The sequence below is a fragment of the Marinobacter sediminicola genome (assembly GCF_031157525.1).
In the GTDB taxonomy this organism is placed as follows: Bacteria; Pseudomonadota; Gammaproteobacteria; order Pseudomonadales; family Oleiphilaceae; genus Marinobacter; species Marinobacter sediminicola.
The window spans coordinates 375,811-392,864 of sequence record NZ_JAVIXR010000004.1; the positions used below are offsets into that span (position 1 = coordinate 375,811).

Here is a 17,054-nt window from a genome sequence, read left to right on the forward strand (position 1 = left end):
TAAATGCAACTATCAGGGCTATATTGATACTCAGAGCACATTATAAATCGCTCAGCTTCTCGGTGCGTTTAAACGCATGCGCCTTGTCTGGGTTTATCAGCAAGGAGAACAGTAATGTCGATAGCATCAGAAAAGCAGTTACCCACACAGGTACAGGCTTGGCTCGATCCAGAAATGGATTCGGTCAAAGGAACAGAAACACCCAAGGATCCCAGCAAGGGCTACATCGCCCTACTCGGCTGGAGTGTCAATGCCATCAAGGCAGCGCAAAAGTTTGATCGCCGCTATATTGTGGTCGCTCCGGAGTGGGCTGAGGATTTTTGTACCGCAAACAAGATACCTTTCATTTCCTGGGATTTTCTCCGCTTAAATGACCGGTCTTATGAAATAGCACAAAGGCTGAAGGCCGAAGGCGTGGATGTTGCCATACCTCTTTTTGAAGAAACCGTTGAGTGGTCCGGGGCTATAAACTCAGTGCTCCTCGACAGCCCACGTATGTTTGGGCAGTCTATTCTATTCCGGGACAAATCGTTGATGAAACGTCGAGCGCAGCTTGGCGGAATTCGTGTCGGAATCTTCGAAGAAGCTCACGAGAAAGATGACGTTGTCCGCTTTATGAAAAGAGTCAACCAGACACTGCTCAAGTTGGATGGAGATCCTGACGACCCGATTCACGTTAAGGCGTTCGACAAGGCAGGTTGCCTTGGGCACCGAATGATTCGCAAGGTTGAGGAAATAGACTCCATACCCGCTGAAGAATATCCCCTGTTGATGGAAAGCCACCTGGATGGCTGGGAATTCGCTGTTGAAGCTTGGATTCACGATGGGAAAATCAAGTTCCTGAATATTTCTGAATACGTGACGCTGGGATACTCCGTGTTCGTGCCTGCTACCGAAGAACTCGAGAGCTGGCGTAATGCAATCACCAAGCAAATCGAGCTACTGATCAAGACCTTTGAGATAAAGTTTGGATTGATTCATCCCGAGTACTTTGTGACTGCAGACGGCGAAATGTATTTTGGTGAAGTCGCCTATCGCCCGCCCGGATTCAAGGCATTCGAACTTATTGAGAGAGCCTACGGATTCAGTGCGTATCAAGCCTCAATGTTGGTGTTCGATCCTAAAAGCACCAAGGAGGAGGTTGATGCCTTCTTCCCTCGCGAAGTCGTTGATGCGAAGGGTTACGCGGGCTGCTTCGGTGTGTACCCAAGGCGGCGGGTGGTCAGTAAACTTGAAATGCCGAAAGAAACCACTGAACACCCCTACTTCGAGTCCCATGAGTTGTTGGAACCAACTGAAGAAATGGTGCCCGACAGGGCAGCTTTTGGAACTCACTGGGGCTTGGTCTTCTTTAATGGCGACGACCCAATAAAAATGCGGGATTTGTTGAAAGCCCAGGAAGATCTGGATTTCTACGTTTAGGTGTTAGCGGCCAGCTGTCAGCTGTCAGCTGGCCGTGCTTAGCTTAACGAGTTTCGCCTGCTGCTTGTCTACAAGCTCTTCCATGGACATGTACTCGCATTCCTTGCTGGCTATAAAGCTGTCTGCAGAATCGATCAGTATATTGTCGTCTCTCATGAAGCGGCGACCGAGCAGTACCGGATAGGAGAAGTTTCCGCGATCAGTCAAAGAAAACTGGGTTTTGTGGCTGGTACCGGCAATGCAGAAATCCATCATCACAACGTAGCGTCTCTGGGATGGAGCACCTTTTCGTTTGATTAGCACCGTGCGCTCTACGGGCCGCTCCAGCTCAAGAATCACCTCTTCGTGTTCAATAGTGCTGTCATCTGTCGTAGGGTGGTCTTTATGGTCGGCCAGCGGAATCTGGAATTTCACCCATTTCTGATCGTCTTGCTTGAACTCTTCTACGTTCACCGCGTGCAGCGATGAGGTTTTCGCACCGGTATCCAGCCGAGCTTTAAGCCTCAAGCCGGTATCGTTCATCACGACCCACTCTACAAAACCGAGCGTTTCGGGAACCGGTATGCCGCTTTTGTCTGCTTTCTCCGCCAGGGCTGTAGCAGGAACCATGAACGTAGTGGCAAGGGCTAAGGGGATCAGAGACTTCATTCAATTCCTCCTGCAAATGATTGTAAATCCGGGAAAAATGACAAGAAACGTTCTTCAAGCTCTGAGTGCAATGGTCGTATTTCCTCAATAATTCCCGCAAAAGAATTCTGAAAACGAATGCGTGTAGCCACTCGGTCAAGGGCGAATCCAATGTTATCGAGATCGCGATAGGACCCGAACCAGTCGTGGGAGACAAGGTGTCGGGTTGTTCTGGCCATAACAGGGGGCATCAGGTCTTCGTTATCCTGCAGCTCTGCATAAACGGCGCTGATAAAGCTGTTTTGATCTGCATCAGTGAACTCGCTCCAATGCTGTAAAAGAAAGTGGTCGTATAGAACATCCAGGGCTATACCGGAAAATCGGCGGCGTTGGGTAGAAAAAAGCCGCTTGCTGGCTAATACCTCTGGATGTTTATCGGTGAAACTGTCTACGGCCAAGTGGTGCCGAACCCCCAGCCTTACTGAATCCGGGAGCGCTGCAATGTCCAAACCACGGGTGAAATCACCAAGCATGCTGCCCACCCGCGCTTCAGGCGAGTCAGGGGCAAGAAATAGGTGCGCCAGGTGGTTCAATGTCGTTTCCCCAATTCCAAAACTATCTGCTAATCAGACTGCAACAATCTACACGGCTTTTCCACACCAGAAACCGTAAAAAGCCCTTTGCTGACGGTGTTTTAATACCACGGCAATCATGCTGGAAACCGTGAGTTTCCTTGCGGTTGAACGTTGCCACAGGTATTCTGTCGCCCTCTCTCGGTTCAGCTAGCTCGGGCATCCATTGAGAAACCTCTACCCTGTTATCTTTATTGTAAGTCTCATGTTTGTGCTGCTCAGCATATTCATGACGCTGCCTGTGTTTCTGATGCTTGGCTCGGATGCGCCCAATGCGGCGTCGTTTGTGGAGTCTGCAGCCATCGTTTTCGGAATCGGGTTATTCGGCATTGCCTCTACGTACCGCAAGCCCAGAGACTTAAAACCGCGGTATATGTTCGTGCTTACCGTATCGTCCTGGTTCATTATCTCCCTGCTCTCCGCACTTCCTTTTTACCTTAGTGATGACGGCATTTCCGCTGCAGATGCTTTTTTTGAAGGCGCCTCAGGCATCACAACCACAGGCGCTACTGTATTCAGTGGCCTGGACACCATGGATAAAGATCTGCTTCTTTGGCGATCGATTCTGCAGTGGATCGGGGGCATAGGGATAATCGGCATGTTCGTAGCGGTGCTTCCGTTCCTGCGTGTTGGCGGTATGCGATTGTTTGCTACTGAGTCTTCAGAGTGGACAGATAAAGCCCTCCCAAGAATGAAAACCCTGAGCCGCGGGCTTCTCATTGTTTATCTTGTCTTCTCAACCGTCGCGGTCGTCACTTACTGGCTATCTGGCATGACGTTGTTCGATGCTTTTAACCATGGCCTAACCAGTATCGCGACTGGAGGATTCTCCACGTCGGATATGAGCATGGGTAAATTTAACGATTTGATTTTGGTGGAAGCCTCGTTTTTCATGATGATTGGCAGCCTGCCATTTTTCCTTTTTGTCAGAGAGATGCACGGGCAACGTGGCGTGTTGTTCCGGGATCAGCAGGTAAGGCTGTTTCTAACCATACTGCTGGTTGTGCCTGCCCTTCTCACGCTTTACAGGTGGGCTGTCTCGCCTGTGCCTTTTGACCCGGTACACAACTACATTGCTACCTTATTCAACGTGACCTCCGTGGTAACCACAACCGGTTATGCATCTGAAGACTATTCAGCTTGGGGGCCGCTGGCGTTTGTGTTGTTTTTCTTCCTGATGTTTATTGGCGGCTGTTCCGGCTCAACGTCCGGAGGCATGAAGATTTTTCGCTTTCAGCTTTCGTTGATTGTACTTCGTGAGCAATTGATCCGTTTGCTGCACCCACGGGCGGTACTCTCGCGTAACTACAATGGACGGGCGGTCAGTGATGACATTATCGCGTCGATGATCGCCTATACGTTTATCTTCCTGCTGTGTCTGTTGCTGATCACGGTATCGCTAGCCGCCATGCAACTCGACTTCATCACGTCGTTGTCAGGCGCATTGACTGCGCTCACCAACGTAGGCCCTGGTTTGGGCGACATCATCGGACCTGCGGGGAACTTCGGCCCATTGCCAGACGCCGCCAAGTGGATTCTTGCGGTAGGCATGCTAATGGGGCGACTGGAAATACTGAGTGTGGTGATTGTGCTCTCACCGGCATTCTGGCGCAGTTAACGTTTTGTACCTGAACCTGAATGCCGGCAAGTTTTAATAGTTCTTAGAGGGCGTGCTTGCGAATGAAGCGCCCGATCTCCTGAATTTCCTCAAGGCACACACTGTGCTCCATCGGGAAGGTCATATACGCCGGCTCGTAGCCCATTTCCTTGAGTGCTTCCACACTGCGCACACCAAGCGATTCCTGAACCATGGGATCAAAGGTCCCGTGATAAACATTGATAGGAATCCCTACACTCGCCTCGGAAGGCTTTACTGTTTTCGCTGTAGCGAAGTAGGTAGAAAGTGCCAGAATGCCCGCGAGACGTTTCGGGTATGTCAGGCCTAGCTCGTAAGCAACCGCCCCACCCTGAGAAAATCCAGCAATAACAATGTTTTCCGCGGGAATTCCACGTTCAATTTCCCGGTCAATTAACTTGCCTACCGCACGGGCCGACTCCATCAACTGATCGGTATCCACAATCCGGTCAATATCCATCGCTTTAATATCGTACCAGGCTGGCATGGACATTCCGCCATTGATGGTAACTGGCATATTAGGGGCGTGGGGGAAGATAAAACGCACCGCTGCATCGTCTGGCAAGCCCAACTCTGGCACTACGGGTTCAAAATCATGTCCGCTTGCGCCAAGGCCATGCAGCCAGATAACTGCGGCTGTGGGGTTGGGGCGGGTTTCCAGCTCAATATATTGTAGATCCTGCACGCAGTACCTCGTGTATCTGAAAGGGGAATTGGATTGGTGTCCGGATTATTCCGGTGCGTTCAACTTGGCGCTTGCATCCAGTGCGCTCTGAACCGGATTGGCATACATATCCAATAGATAGGGTCGAATCGCGGGATCACAAGCTTCGAGCCTGTTTTCCATTTCCGCACGGGCTGCCTGAATATCGGCCTCCGACCAGTTTCCTGCGGTTACGACCGACTCCCGAATCACATCCAGGCTGCTAGCTCCCTGGGAGCTCTGCCCGCGCATTTCGTAGGCGATCAGGTTGGATGCGTGCAAGTGATAGTTCGCGTGAACTTCCGTGTCGATCACGGCGGCTAACTCTTTTGCATTCTCTGGGGCACTGATGATCGGGGCGCCAAAATGCACGTGTACATGGCCTTTGAACTGGGTTAGACCTTTCATGATTTGCTCAGTATCTTCGCCTTCCGCTTTTTTATAGTTGCCACTGCGGGCCTTGGTTTCCAGCTCGCGGGCCTTATCAGCGTCACAGGGATCGTATTCGTAGGATATAGATACAGGGACAATGCGAAGCTTGTTCATAGCTTCGGCAAAGCTCAGCCCGCTTTTTTTACAGCTCATATAAAACATTTTTATGATCGCCGGATCGGTAAAATCACGACCGTCTTTAGCACGCCCTTCCCGCTGGGCTATCCAGATATTCTCGTTGTTCGCAACGCTGTGATTGATAAAGCCCGAGAGCGTAATATATGCATCACGCATTTCCCGAGGGCTGGTCATATCACGGCGGACAATGAAGCTCTTGTTCAGTCGCATCATCTCTGCAAACACCCGGTTGGCAAGCAGGTTATCGCCAATAGCGATGCGTGTGGTGCGCAGATCGTTATGGAACAGCAGGTAGTTGACCACCATGGGATCAAAAACAATGTCCCTGTGATTGGAGATGAACAGGTAGGCCCCCTGCTTGCTCAAATTCTCCAGGCCGCTGCTGGTGACACGGGCTGTTGTGCTTTCAATCAGCGCACCAATATAGCCGGAAAGCCCAGCCTGCAAATCATCTACTTTTGTGAAGTGGCCAAATCGGCTAGACAGCCAGCGCCGGGTAAAAAAACGCAAGGGTGCCGGGGCCCAGCGAGCAAGTAGTGGCGACTTGAAGCGCCCGACCATATCCAGAAATTCCTGGTCGTTAACCAACCGCTGAATTGCCGGGCCGGTTTCTTCGTCCGAATAGGGACGGATGGCGTCAAATTCCTGCATGGCTGCCCTGTTGTTGTGTGTCAGTTATCTTGAGATGTTAAACCTAGGCTTAAAACGGCGGTATTGTATCGGTTTTCCCATGGGTTTGCTTCCCAAAAACACGTCTTGCCCGGCCATTCCTTGTGGTGAATCTGATATCATCCTCCACCTGATTTCACCCCAGCCTCGCGAATAACCGGTTATTCTATGTATCCCGATCAGGACTTTGAACAGCTTTCTGCCGAGAGGCCCACTACATCTGGCAGAAGCCCCGAACAGGTTTTGCACGAAGTGTTCGGGTACGAATCGTTCCGCCCTCTGCAGGGGGATATCATCCATGAGGTCGTATCTGGTGGCGATGCCTTGGTGCTCATGCCCACTGGCGGCGGTAAATCCCTCTGCTATCAGGTTCCTGCGCTTGTTCGAACCGGCACGGCCATTGTTATCTCGCCACTGATCGCCTTGATGCAAGATCAGGTTGCAGCGTTGCGTGAGTTGGGTGTGAAAGCGGCTTTTCTCAATTCAACGATGGATTTTGAACAGGCACGCGCAACCGAGTACGCACTGAGCACCGGTGAACTTGATCTTCTTTATTGCGCGCCAGAGAGGCTCATTCAACCCCGTACACTCCAGCTGCTGCACGATGCGTCTATTTCGTTATTCGCCATTGACGAAGCCCACTGCGTATCTCAATGGGGGCATGACTTCCGTTCTGACTATCTGCAACTGGCGGTACTCGCGAATGAGTTCCCAGCTATTCCCCGAATTGCGTTAACGGCAACGGCCGACGAGCGTACTCGCAAAGAGATCGCGGAGCGTCTGTCCCTCACCGAGGCGCGGCACTTCATTAGCGGTTTTGATCGCCCAAATATTCAATACCGTATAGCTCCGAAGGTGAATGCGAACAAGCAGTTGCTGGACTTTATTAAAGCAGAGCATGAAGCTGACTGCGGCATAGTTTATTGCTTGTCTCGCAACAAAGTGGATGCCACCGCGAAGATGCTTTCCCAGAAAGGTTACACCGCATTGCCCTACCATGCCGGGCTTCCGGCAAACGATCGGGCTCGCAATCAGGAGCGCTTTCTCCGGGAAGATGGTGTGATTATTGTCGCCACCATCGCCTTCGGTATGGGCATAGATAAACCAGATGTGCGCTTTGTAGCACACCTCGACTTACCTAAAAGCCTGGAAGCCTATTACCAGGAAACCGGCCGTGCGGGCCGTGATGGAAAGCCTTCTACGGCCTGGATGGTGTATGGCCTTCAGGACGTGATCAAGCTGCGGCAGATGCTGGAAGCCTCCCAGGGGAACGATCACTTCAAGCGCATTGAGCGGCAGAAGTTGGATGCCATGCTCGGGCTGTGTGAGGTGACCAAGTGCCGTCGGCAAGTCCTGTTGAACTATTTTGGCGATGCGCTGGATATTCCCTGTGGTAACTGTGATACCTGCCTGAATCCACCTGCAACCTGGGACGGCACAGTTGCCGTTCAAAAAGCACTGTCTTGCGTGTTCCGCACCGGGCAACGTTTTGGCGTTACCCACCTTATTGATGTGTTGCGAGGTTCAGAAAATGAGCGCGTCCTCCAATTGGGGCATCACCAGGTATCAACCTACGGCATTGGTGCGGAGTTTTCGGTTAGCGAATGGAAGTCGGTGTTCCGTCAACTGGTGGCTAACGGCTATTTGAGAACAGATCCCGATGGCTATGGCGCGCTGCAGCTCACTGAGGAATGCCGCCCCTTGCTGAAAGGCGAGCACAAGGTTGAATTGCGCAAGGACCCAATAGTTAAGAAGACTTCAAGCCGCTCTTCAGGTGGAAGAGCCGGCAGCCCGGTTAAAGACCAAGTGACAGACCACGTGGGCTGGGAGGCACTAAGAGCGTGCCGTAAGGAGCTTGCGGACAAGCAAGGCGTGCCGCCTTACGTTATTTTCCACGACACCACGCTGTTCGACATGCTGGAACGCAAACCGAAAACGCTCGATGAGCTTGGCGGCGTGAGCGGTGTGGGTGCGGCAAAACTGGAGAAATACGGCGAGATATTTCTCGCCGCCATTGCCGAGCTGGATCCAGCCTGAGGAACAACCTCAGGCTTTCCATTATGCCGCGGGCTTGAAGCCTTTCTTGCGAACCCGGTACTGAGCGATGGATGTAGCAACGTGATTGCCCTCCATATCCCGCAGTTCTCCGGTGAGGCTGAACTTCGCCCGACCAGTAGCGTCGGCATCCGCGAGAATCCCTGCAACTTCTTCCGGTGATAATTCAAACTCTACCGTCACATCCGAATTGGCGGGCAGCAAAAACTGCAGAGTCATTTCCTTCAGGATCGGTGTGTAGGCTGGGCCAAGATCAAATAGTGTCAGTACCCCACCCGGAATTTCCGCCACAAGAAAGTAGGCTCCTGCGTACAAGCTGCCAAAGTGGTTTTTGTTACCTTTGAGTTGAATACGCGCCCGCACGTAACCTGGGCGAACCTCTTCAACGCTGAACCGGTTCCGGGGCGCGAACGGGATCGACATCCCTATTAGACGGTTAACGGCAGCGTAGCCCCCGGTCTTCTTTAACCACTCCAGGGGTTTTGCCAAGGTTGCTTTAGGATCCGTGGTGGAAATCCATTGACCGGTGGCCCCGATAATACTGTCTATAAATGCCATTATTCTGCTCCGATAGTTTTATTGAGGCGGATCATTACAATGCCGAACACACATCGCAACACTCTTTTACATATTTGTGGTGAGATTTGGCGGCTCTCCGGAGAATTCTGATCTAAAGTGTCATTACTTGAAATCATTGTTATAACGTCAAAGCAGCTGGCTTTCGCTTGCTGGAATGGATTCGGAACATTTCACAAGGATACGGATAGTGCCATATGCCCACACCATTCTGACTTGTGGTCACGCAGGCCCCAAACTGCCTGTTGCAACCAGGCTCTCCCTGGCGCTCTTTTGTGCGCTTCTGTTGAGTGGCTTTGTTCAGGCAAATCCGGCGCCGCCCCCTGTTCAGGAGTATGTTCTCTGGTATCGGAATTTCGATAGCCCCGCCATCCATGCGCTGGTTACTCTGGCATTGGAAAAAACACCCGAGTATGGGGAGTTCCGCATTATCCGGAGCCAGGAGCTTAGCCAGGGACGGGCATTGCGCGAACTGGCCCGAGGCGTTAACCGCATGGTGGATATCGCCAATGTGGCCACTTCGGCAGAGCGGGAGCAGTTTTTGACGCCTGTTCCAGTACCTGTAGATGGAGGGCTGCTTGGCTTTCGCGTGTGCGTGGTGATGCCAGAAAGCCTGTCACTGTTCGAGGATATCCACTCCCTCGACGATCTTCGCGAAAGTGGTGTACGAATTGGTCAAGGTGATCACTGGCCAGACACACCAATTCTCAGAAACAACGAAATACCTGTGATTACCCACTCCCGTTATGAAATTCTATTTGGAATGCTGAGAAAACACCGTTTCGACTGCTTTGCCAGAGGTGTCAGTGAGGTGATTAACGACCTGCAAATGGAAAACGACCCAGAGATGACGGTAGAACCCAACCTTGTGCTGGCCTACCCCATGCCCTCGTACCTGTTTGTGGGTCCGGAAGACCAGGTAACAGCGCATCGTTTGCAACTGGGAATGGAGCGCGCTATCCGTGATGGCAGCTTTGGTGTGTTTCTTGACCAGTATTATGGTGAGGCAGTCGCCACCCTCAATCTGGATAAGCGCACGATCATCGTTCTGGATAACCCTTTCCTGAGCGAGGAATCAGGCAACATTGGCCGCGATACACTGAATAACCTACGCTGGCGCATTGAGTTGCTTCGCAACTGAGCCTCAATCAAACCCGAAAGCGAGATACGTTACCATCGAGGGTGTGGCCAATCTTTTCGATATGCCCACTATAAACATCGTTTTCGCTTGCGGCTGCAGCGGCTTCCTGGCCTTGATCCGCAATACGGGTAATCGACGAATTCAGCTCTTCCGTTACCGATGTTTGCTCCTCAGAGGCCGTAGCAATCTGAGAGGTCATCTCGCTAATGGCGGTAATGGCGCCAGTAATACGGTTCAGGGAATCCATGGCATCCTGAGCTTTTTCCATGCTCACGTTAGACACCGCGGTTGATGCTTTCATTACCTCTACCGCGTCATTGGCACCCGTTTGCAGGCGCTCAATCATATTGTTGATTTCTTCAGTGCTTGTTTGAGTTCGTCTTGCAAGGTTTCTTACTTCGTCGGCAACCACTGCAAAACCGCGACCAGCATCCCCTGCCCGCGCAGCTTCAATGGCGGCGTTCAGTGCCAACAGGTTGGTCTGCTCAGCAATGCCCTGAATAACTTCCAGCACGGTTGTGATGGAGGCAACATCGCGCCCCAGTGAGTCGATGACCTCGGCAGCCGCGCTTACTTCGTGGGAAAGCTTTTGCACCGCATCCCGCGAGGCAGACATGGTTTCCAGCGATGCACGACTGTCGTCATCTGCAGTGTTGGCCGCATCTGCGGTTTGCTGAGCATTTTGTGCAATTTCATGCGCCGCTGCGGACATCTCGTTTATCGCCGCCGCGACCATATCGATTTCGGCCTGCTGATTGTCAACGCTGCTGCGGCTAGTCTTGGCTGTATTTCTCAGGGCGGTTACGTTGCTGGCCAGCTCGCCGCTTCCCTGTTGGACTTCACGAACAACCTGATGGATTTTACCGACAAACTGATTAAAACTTGCAGCCAACTGCCCAAATTCATCACGGGCGCTGTCATCCAGGCGCTGGGTGAGGTCAGCATCGTTTGATCCAATGTCTGCCATGGCAGCATTCAACCTGCGCACGGGCGCCATCAAGGTGCGAATTCCCAGATGAAGCACGACGAGCGACACCAAAAGCCCAACGATGGCGATAATCGCACCGGTTATCATGGCGCTTCGCACAGGGGCGTTTATTTTGTCCTGGTTAACGAAGGTACCCAGATACCAGTCAACACCACGGGCATTGCTGATTGAGTGAAAGCTGGCGCTCCAGGCAGAACCTTCCTGCTCATAGCTGTGCACGTCTTTGTTCAGCTTTGGAGCCTCACCAAGCAGTGAGCTGATTTTTTTGCCAATCAGGCTTTTGTTCGGATGGTACAGAACTGTGCCGTCTTTACTGATCAGAGCTGCATACCCGGTGCCTGCCAGGTTGATCACTGACAACATTTGCTCAATGGCATTGAGTGTAATATCCGCGCCGGCAACGCCTTGATACGGCCCACGCCTCACAGGCGCGAAGGTTGAGATAACAATCTCGCCGGTTGCAGCGTCGAGATAAGGCGTAGTAAAGGATCCACGCCCGAGATCCATGGCCCTCTTGTACCAGGGGCGAGTGCGAGGGTCATAGCCTTCAGGCAATGCATCGGTGTCGGCCTGGGTTTTCATCAGCATGAAACCATCGGCGCGGCCAACGTACACATCCTTGAAATTGCCGCCGGTTGAAATCGCCTGCAACAACGTATGTGCCTGTGAATCGTCTGACACTGTTTCGAGGGCTTTAGCTGTTGATTCAGTCATGACAAGGCGTGTGTTGAGCCATTCAGCAATACTCGACGTATTCTGCTCCGCTGTGTTTTCGATTAACGAATCCACATAGGTTTGCGATGTATTCTGCAGGCGGAGGTTTCCGGAAATGGTAAAGGCCGCCATCACCAATATCAGGAGAATGCTGAAGGTGACCAGCAGTTTTTGACCAAATGTAAGATGCACGGCGTACTCCTGAATTTACTTCATTGATTAACGGCGGTCTGTGCGAACTCTTTAATGCCTTCTGATAAACTTGTTTCGAACATTCATTTCACCGCCGTACAGGAGCCCTACTGAATGGCCCATGAAGAGCTGCACTTAAATCTCCGCAACCTGAAGCTTGATGATTATGAACAGCTCCAGGTACTCATGGATCGGGTTTACGACGACATTGGCGGAGCTTGGCCCAAAGATACCATTAAAGCGCTGGTTGAACAGTTCCCGGACGGTCAGATTTGCATTGAAGATAACGGCCAGCTGGTGGCCGTCGCCCTGACAGTCTCGGTCAAGTATGAGCGATTCAGTAACCCTCACACCTATGACGACCTGATTCTGAGCAATGAGCAGATCCGGCATAATCCAAAGGGCGACTCGCTTTATGGGCTGGATGTGTTTATTCATCCTGAATATCGCGGCTACCGGCTTGGTCGCCGGCTGTACGAAGCTCGCAAGGAACTTTGCCGCTCAATCAACCTGCGCGCTATTCTTGCTGGTGGGCGGATACCTGGTTATCACAAATATTCAGAACAGTATTCTCCGGCCGAATACATTGATCGCGTTGACCGCAAAGACATCTACGATCCGATTTTGAGCTTCCAGCTTTCCAACGATTTTCAGGTTACCCGGCTGATGCACAAATACCTGCCGGAGGATGAAAAGTCTCTGGGGTATGCAACCTTGCTGGAGTGGCGAAATATTCTCTATACCCCGCCCTCCTCTGTGTTGAACGAAAAGAAAACCCAGGTTCGTATGGGCGCCGTTCAGTGGCAGATGCGTGAGTTCGGTTCGGTCGAGGAAGTACTTGAGCAGGTTGAGTACTTTGTTGATGCTCTTTCTGATTACAAGAGCGACTTCGCGCTTTTCCCGGAGTTTTTCAACGCGCCGCTAATGGGCTTGACCGATCAAGTAGATCAAACCCGAGCCATACGGTTCCTCGCCGGCTTTACGCAGCAGTTCCGGGACCGTATGTCAGAGATGGCGGTGAGCTACAACATCAATATCATCACCGGTTCCATGCCATTGCTGGAGAACGACCGGGTCTATAACGTGTCCTATCTTTGCCATCGTGATGGCCGGGTAGACGAACAGCGCAAGATCCACATTACCCCTCATGAACGCCGCGACTGGGTTGTTGAAGGTGGAAACAAGTTCGAAGTATTCGATACAGACTCAGGGCGGGTTGCGATCCTTATCTGTTATGACATCGAATTCCCCGAACTTGGGCGAATTGCAGCCATGAAGGAAGTTGACATAATCTGCGTGCCTTTCTGGACAGACACCAAGAACGGCTATTTGCGGGTTCGTCATTGCGCCCAGGCCCGGGCTATTGAAAACGAGTGCTATGTGGTCATCACGGGCAGCGTCGGGAACTTGCCGAAAGTGGAAAACCTGGATGTGCAGTACGCTCAGTCATCGGTATTTTCGCCGTCTGATTTCGCATTCCCACACGATGCAGTCATGGCTGAAACAACACCCAATACCGAGATGATCATGTTCTCGGATATGGATCTGGAAAAGCTCACATTGGTCCGCAATGAAGGGTCTGTTACCAACCTTAAAGACCGTAGAATTGATATGTATGAAATTATCACCCGATAGCTGTTGAAGAACAGTGTTAAAGGTTTATCGTATGGCACTGATGGCGTTGCAAATCCCGATTTCAGTGTCTATTGTTTAATCAATTGTTTAATCAATATCCAAACCGGATCTGTAGAGACTTGGTATTCATGAACGAAGCGTTGCCCGATCTTATTGCCCGATTCACAATTCGGCATGGTCTCTTCCGTAAGGAACGGGTTGAGGCTGCGCTTTTTGAATTGGACTCATACGGGTGCGTTATGAAGACGGACAAGATGTTCAATCCAGGCGATACCGTCACGCTCGATCTGATTATGGACATGCCGTTTGATAAAATCCGGGCGGAGAATGTGTCTGGGTTGATTACTGAACGCAGAAAGCACTGCAGCAACTTTTTTTATTCGATCGACTTTTCCGATTTAAAGTCAGATGGTGACACCACTCTTGAAGAAAAATTACGCCGTATCAGAGAGGTGCTTTCCAAAAAGCAGTCGTTGAAGTCACGACGTTCCTCGGGTTCTGTGTCCAACATGCGGCATATGGCCTGATTCCTATCCGTTCTACCCGCCTGCAAGGAGTCAATACCATGGCGAAAAATGCCAAATCGAGCGTTGATAAAATTGTAAAGAAGGTCAACAAAGAATTTGAAAAAACCTCTGCCCAGATAGAAACGTTGATCAACGATGCCATGAAACACTTCGACTCTCTGCAGCATCAGGTTCAAGACCCGGTGCGCAGATTACTGAAAGAAGTGGATGAGCTTCGTGAGCGCGAAATGAAGCGCTTTACCGATGAGTTTGAGCGCCGGCTGGAAGAGTTCCACGAACTGCAATCCAACATCCTCGAGCGTTTGGGTGTTGCCTCCAAAGAAGATATACGCAAAGCCGAGAAAGAGAGCAAGAAGCAGCTAAAGAAAGCGCCGGCCAAAAGTACTACTGCCAAAGAAACCAAGGCAAAAGCACCTGCGGTCAAAAAAGCCGCACCTAAAAAGGCAGCAGCCAAAAAGCCCGCAGCAAAGAAAGCACCGGCAGCCAAGGCTAAGAAAGCCGCGGACAGAAGCGATCTTACCTTGGTTAAAGGCATTGGGCCTGCCACAGCCAAAAAGATGAAAGACGCCGGCATTACCTCCATTGACCAGATTGCCAATCCATCGGCAGCGGATACGGAAAAGCTGAAGGCTTTCTCCAGCATCAAGGGGTTCGACCAACTCACAGCCGAAGCCAAGAAAATTAACTGATGCGAACGCCTGAGCAGCCTGTATTACGGGACATAGTCCTGATTGGCGGCGGGCACAGCCACGTCGGGGTACTGAAACGGTTTGCAATGAAACCGGTTCCCGGCGTGCGCTTGACCCTCATTTGCCGTGACACTCACACCCCCTACTCCGGAATGCTGCCAGGTTATGTGGCTGGGCATTACAGCTACGACGATGTGCACATCGACCTGAGCCGGCTGGCTGAATTTGCCGGCGCACGATTCTATCGTTCTGAAGCCATAGGCATAGATCGCAACAGCAAACGCGTGATCTGCAAAGGTCGTCCGGATGTGCCTTACGACATACTTTCGATCAACATTGGCTCTTCCCCCAGAGTGAATGAGGTTGAAGGGGCTTCTGAATTCGCGGTGCCTGTAAAGCCAATCACGGGTTTCAACAACCGGTGGCTTTCGCTGCTCTCCCGTATCGAGAATCACCAGGGGCCTCTGACGGTTGGCGTTGTAGGTGCAGGTGCGGGAGGCGTGGAACTCACACTCGCGATGCAATTCCGCCTCAAGAACGAGCTGGAAAAGCGTGGGCGGGATTCCGACCAGCTGCACTTCCATTTATTTGATGCAGCCAAAGAAATTCTTCCGACCCACAACACCAAAGTGCGTGAGATTTTCCGAAATACACTCTCTGATCGTGGCGTAAAGCTCCACCTTGGGTCCCCGGTAGAAAAAGTCAGCGATGGGTTGTTGCGCACTGCCTCTGGCGAAACCCAGCAGGTAGATGAAGTTCTTTGGGTTACCCGAGCTGGCGGGCCCGCCTGGCTTCAAGAAACCGGCCTGGCACTGGACGACGGCCTGTTCCTCCGGGTGCGTGACACCTTGCAGGTTGAAAACGACGACAGCATTTTTGCCGTCGGTGATATAGCTAATGTGGTTAATCACCCCCGTGAAAAAGCGGGTGTGTTTGCCGTGCGTCAAGGCCCACCACTGGCGGACAACCTTAAACGCATGGCATTGGGCAAAGCCCCGAAAGATTTCCACCCCCAGAAAAAATGGCTGGCGTTGATCAGTACCGGTGACAAGTATGCCGTAGCCTCTCGTGGCGATTTGCAGTTCGATGGTGCCCTGGTGTGGCGCTGGAAAGACTGGATCGACCGTCGGTTCATGGAAAAATTCACCGACCTTCCTCCCATGGAAGAATCTGGCGTTCTACCCGACACCACGGCAGCCCAGAATCCTGAGGAAGCATCACAAGCCATTTCTGCGGTTGCCATGCGCTGCGGTGGTTGCGGTGCCAAGGTAGGCAGTACGGTTCTTTCCCGCGCCCTGGGCGAGCTACGCCCCATCGAACGGGACGATATTATTATAGGCCTGCATGCGCCCGATGATGCTGCCGTACTGAGAGTCCCGCCAGGGAAAGCGGTGGTGCATACTGTCGACTTTTTCAGGGCTTTTATTGACGATCCCTATACGTTTGGCCGCGTTGCCGCCAACCATGCCTTGGGTGACGTTTTTGCCATGGGCGCGGAAGCCCAAAGCGCGACTGCCGTCGCGACGGTACCTTACGGTATCGAATCCAAGGTGGAAGACGTGGTTTTCCAGATGATGTCTGGCGCCGTGGATGTGCTGAATGAAGCCGGCTGTGCTCTGGTGGGCGGTCATACAGGTGAAGGCCAAGAGCTTGCGCTGGGCTTTGCCGTTAATGGCTTGATCGATCCTGATGAAGTAATGAGCAAAGGTGGCTTGCGGGCGGGCGATGTACTCATTATCACCAAGCCAATAGGCACCGGAACGCTCTTTGCAGCCCACGCCCGTTTGGCGGCCAAAGGCCGCTGGATCGATTCTGCCCTCGCCTCAATGGTACAGTCGAACAAAGCGGCAGCAGACTGCCTGCGTCGTTTAGGCTCCAAAGCCTGTACCGATGTGACCGGTTTTGGATTGTTGGGGCATTTGGTTGAAATGACTCGGCCATCCGGTGTGGATGCGGAATTGGACCTCTCTGCCATTCCCATCTTGCCGGGTGCGGAAGAAACCGCTGCCGCAGGCATTCTCAGTTCTCTTCAACCGGCCAACATACGCTTGCGTCGTGGTATTCGGGATCAGGAAAAATGGGTGAATCACCCACGCTATCCGCTGATTTTTGATCCACAAACTGCCGGCGGCTTGTTGGCGAGTATTGCGGCAGATAAAGCAGAAGAGTGTGTTCGAGAGCTAAAAGCCCTTGGCTACCCGCATACCGCAATAATCGGTCGGATCACCCCGCAGGATGAAAGCGGGCCAATCGAGCCGATTACCTTAAAGGATTGAAT

Annotated in this window: 14 protein-coding genes; 8 read left to right on the top strand and 6 right to left on the bottom strand. The window is 52.0% G+C overall.

Annotation, left to right across the window (positions count from 1 at the left end; translation table 11 throughout):
• The first annotated feature begins 114 nt into the window (after positions 1-114).
• Positions 115-1,422 carry an ATP-grasp domain-containing protein gene (locus tag RG807_RS08585; protein ID WP_309044526.1) on the top strand — a complete coding sequence of 436 codons (1,308 nt, stop codon included), beginning with the start codon at positions 115-117 and terminating at the stop codon, positions 1,420-1,422.
• 24 nt (positions 1,423-1,446) lie between these two features.
• On the opposite strand, the gene RG807_RS08590 is transcribed toward RG807_RS08585, so the two are convergent.
• Positions 1,447-2,070, bottom strand: coding sequence for an ATP-dependent zinc protease family protein (locus tag RG807_RS08590; protein ID WP_309044527.1), 624 nt, complete (start codon positions 2,068-2,070; stop codon positions 1,447-1,449).
• On the bottom strand, positions 2,067-2,642 hold the full coding sequence (locus RG807_RS08595; RefSeq protein ID WP_309044528.1) for an acyl carrier protein phosphodiesterase: 576 nt from the start codon (positions 2,640-2,642) through the stop codon (positions 2,067-2,069). The genes RG807_RS08590 and RG807_RS08595 overlap by 4 nt, the downstream gene beginning before the upstream one ends.
• A gap of 244 nt (positions 2,643-2,886) precedes the next feature.
• Here RG807_RS08595 and RG807_RS08600 point away from each other — a divergent pair, with 244 nt between their 5' ends.
• Complete coding sequence (locus RG807_RS08600) at positions 2,887-4,299, top strand: TrkH family potassium uptake protein (protein ID WP_309044581.1); 1,413 nt, start codon at positions 2,887-2,889, stop codon at positions 4,297-4,299.
• A 43-nt stretch (positions 4,300-4,342) separates the two neighbouring features.
• Here RG807_RS08600 and RG807_RS08605 read toward each other — a convergent pair whose 3' ends face one another.
• Entirely contained in the window at positions 4,343-5,002 is a 660-nt protein-coding gene (locus RG807_RS08605) for an alpha/beta hydrolase (RefSeq protein ID WP_309044529.1), read from the bottom strand.
• Positions 5,003-5,047: 45 nt separating this feature from the next.
• Positions 5,048-6,241: a 1-acyl-sn-glycerol-3-phosphate acyltransferase gene (locus RG807_RS08610; protein WP_309044530.1), complete on the bottom strand. Its 1,194-nt coding sequence runs from the start codon at positions 6,239-6,241 to the stop codon at positions 5,048-5,050.
• 186 nt (positions 6,242-6,427) lie between these two features.
• On the opposite strand from RG807_RS08610, the gene recQ reads away from it, so the two are divergent.
• Positions 6,428-8,296, top strand: a complete 1,869-nt coding sequence (gene recQ / locus RG807_RS08615; protein ID WP_309044531.1) for a DNA helicase RecQ — start codon at positions 6,428-6,430, stop codon at positions 8,294-8,296.
• Positions 8,297-8,317: 21 nt separating this feature from the next.
• Here the strand turns inward: recQ and RG807_RS08620 are convergent, their stop codons facing one another.
• Positions 8,318-8,872: a DUF4442 domain-containing protein gene (locus RG807_RS08620; RefSeq protein WP_309044533.1), complete on the bottom strand. Its 555-nt coding sequence runs from the start codon at positions 8,870-8,872 to the stop codon at positions 8,318-8,320.
• 208 nt (positions 8,873-9,080) lie between these two features.
• Between RG807_RS08620 and RG807_RS08625 the strand changes: the two genes are divergently transcribed.
• Positions 9,081-10,031 carry a hypothetical protein gene (locus tag RG807_RS08625; RefSeq protein WP_309044534.1) on the top strand — a complete coding sequence of 317 codons (951 nt, stop codon included), beginning with the start codon at positions 9,081-9,083 and terminating at the stop codon, positions 10,029-10,031.
• Between the two features lie 7 nt (positions 10,032-10,038).
• On the opposite strand, the gene RG807_RS08630 is transcribed toward RG807_RS08625, so the two are convergent.
• Positions 10,039-11,925 carry a methyl-accepting chemotaxis protein gene (locus RG807_RS08630; protein WP_309044535.1) on the bottom strand — a complete coding sequence of 629 codons (1,887 nt, stop codon included), beginning with the start codon at positions 11,923-11,925 and terminating at the stop codon, positions 10,039-10,041.
• Between the two features lie 114 nt (positions 11,926-12,039).
• Here RG807_RS08630 and RG807_RS08635 point away from each other — a divergent pair, with 114 nt between their 5' ends.
• From RG807_RS08635 to selD, 4 genes are all read left to right on the top strand, one after another.
• The gene (locus RG807_RS08635; protein ID WP_298447113.1) at positions 12,040-13,560 is read left to right on the top strand and encodes a bifunctional GNAT family N-acetyltransferase/carbon-nitrogen hydrolase family protein; all 1,521 of its coding nucleotides are present in this window, start codon (positions 12,040-12,042) and stop codon (positions 13,558-13,560) included.
• Between the two features lie 128 nt (positions 13,561-13,688).
• On the top strand, positions 13,689-14,087 hold the full coding sequence (locus RG807_RS08640) for a hypothetical protein (protein ID WP_309044536.1): 399 nt from the start codon (positions 13,689-13,691) through the stop codon (positions 14,085-14,087).
• Between the two features lie 38 nt (positions 14,088-14,125).
• On the top strand, positions 14,126-14,776 hold the full coding sequence (locus tag RG807_RS08645) for a helix-hairpin-helix domain-containing protein (protein ID WP_309044537.1): 651 nt from the start codon (positions 14,126-14,128) through the stop codon (positions 14,774-14,776).
• Positions 14,776-17,052, top strand: coding sequence for a selenide, water dikinase SelD (gene selD, locus RG807_RS08650; RefSeq protein WP_309044538.1), 2,277 nt, complete (start codon positions 14,776-14,778; stop codon positions 17,050-17,052). The genes RG807_RS08645 and selD overlap by 1 nt, the downstream gene beginning before the upstream one ends.
• Positions 17,053-17,054 lie beyond the last annotated feature (2 nt).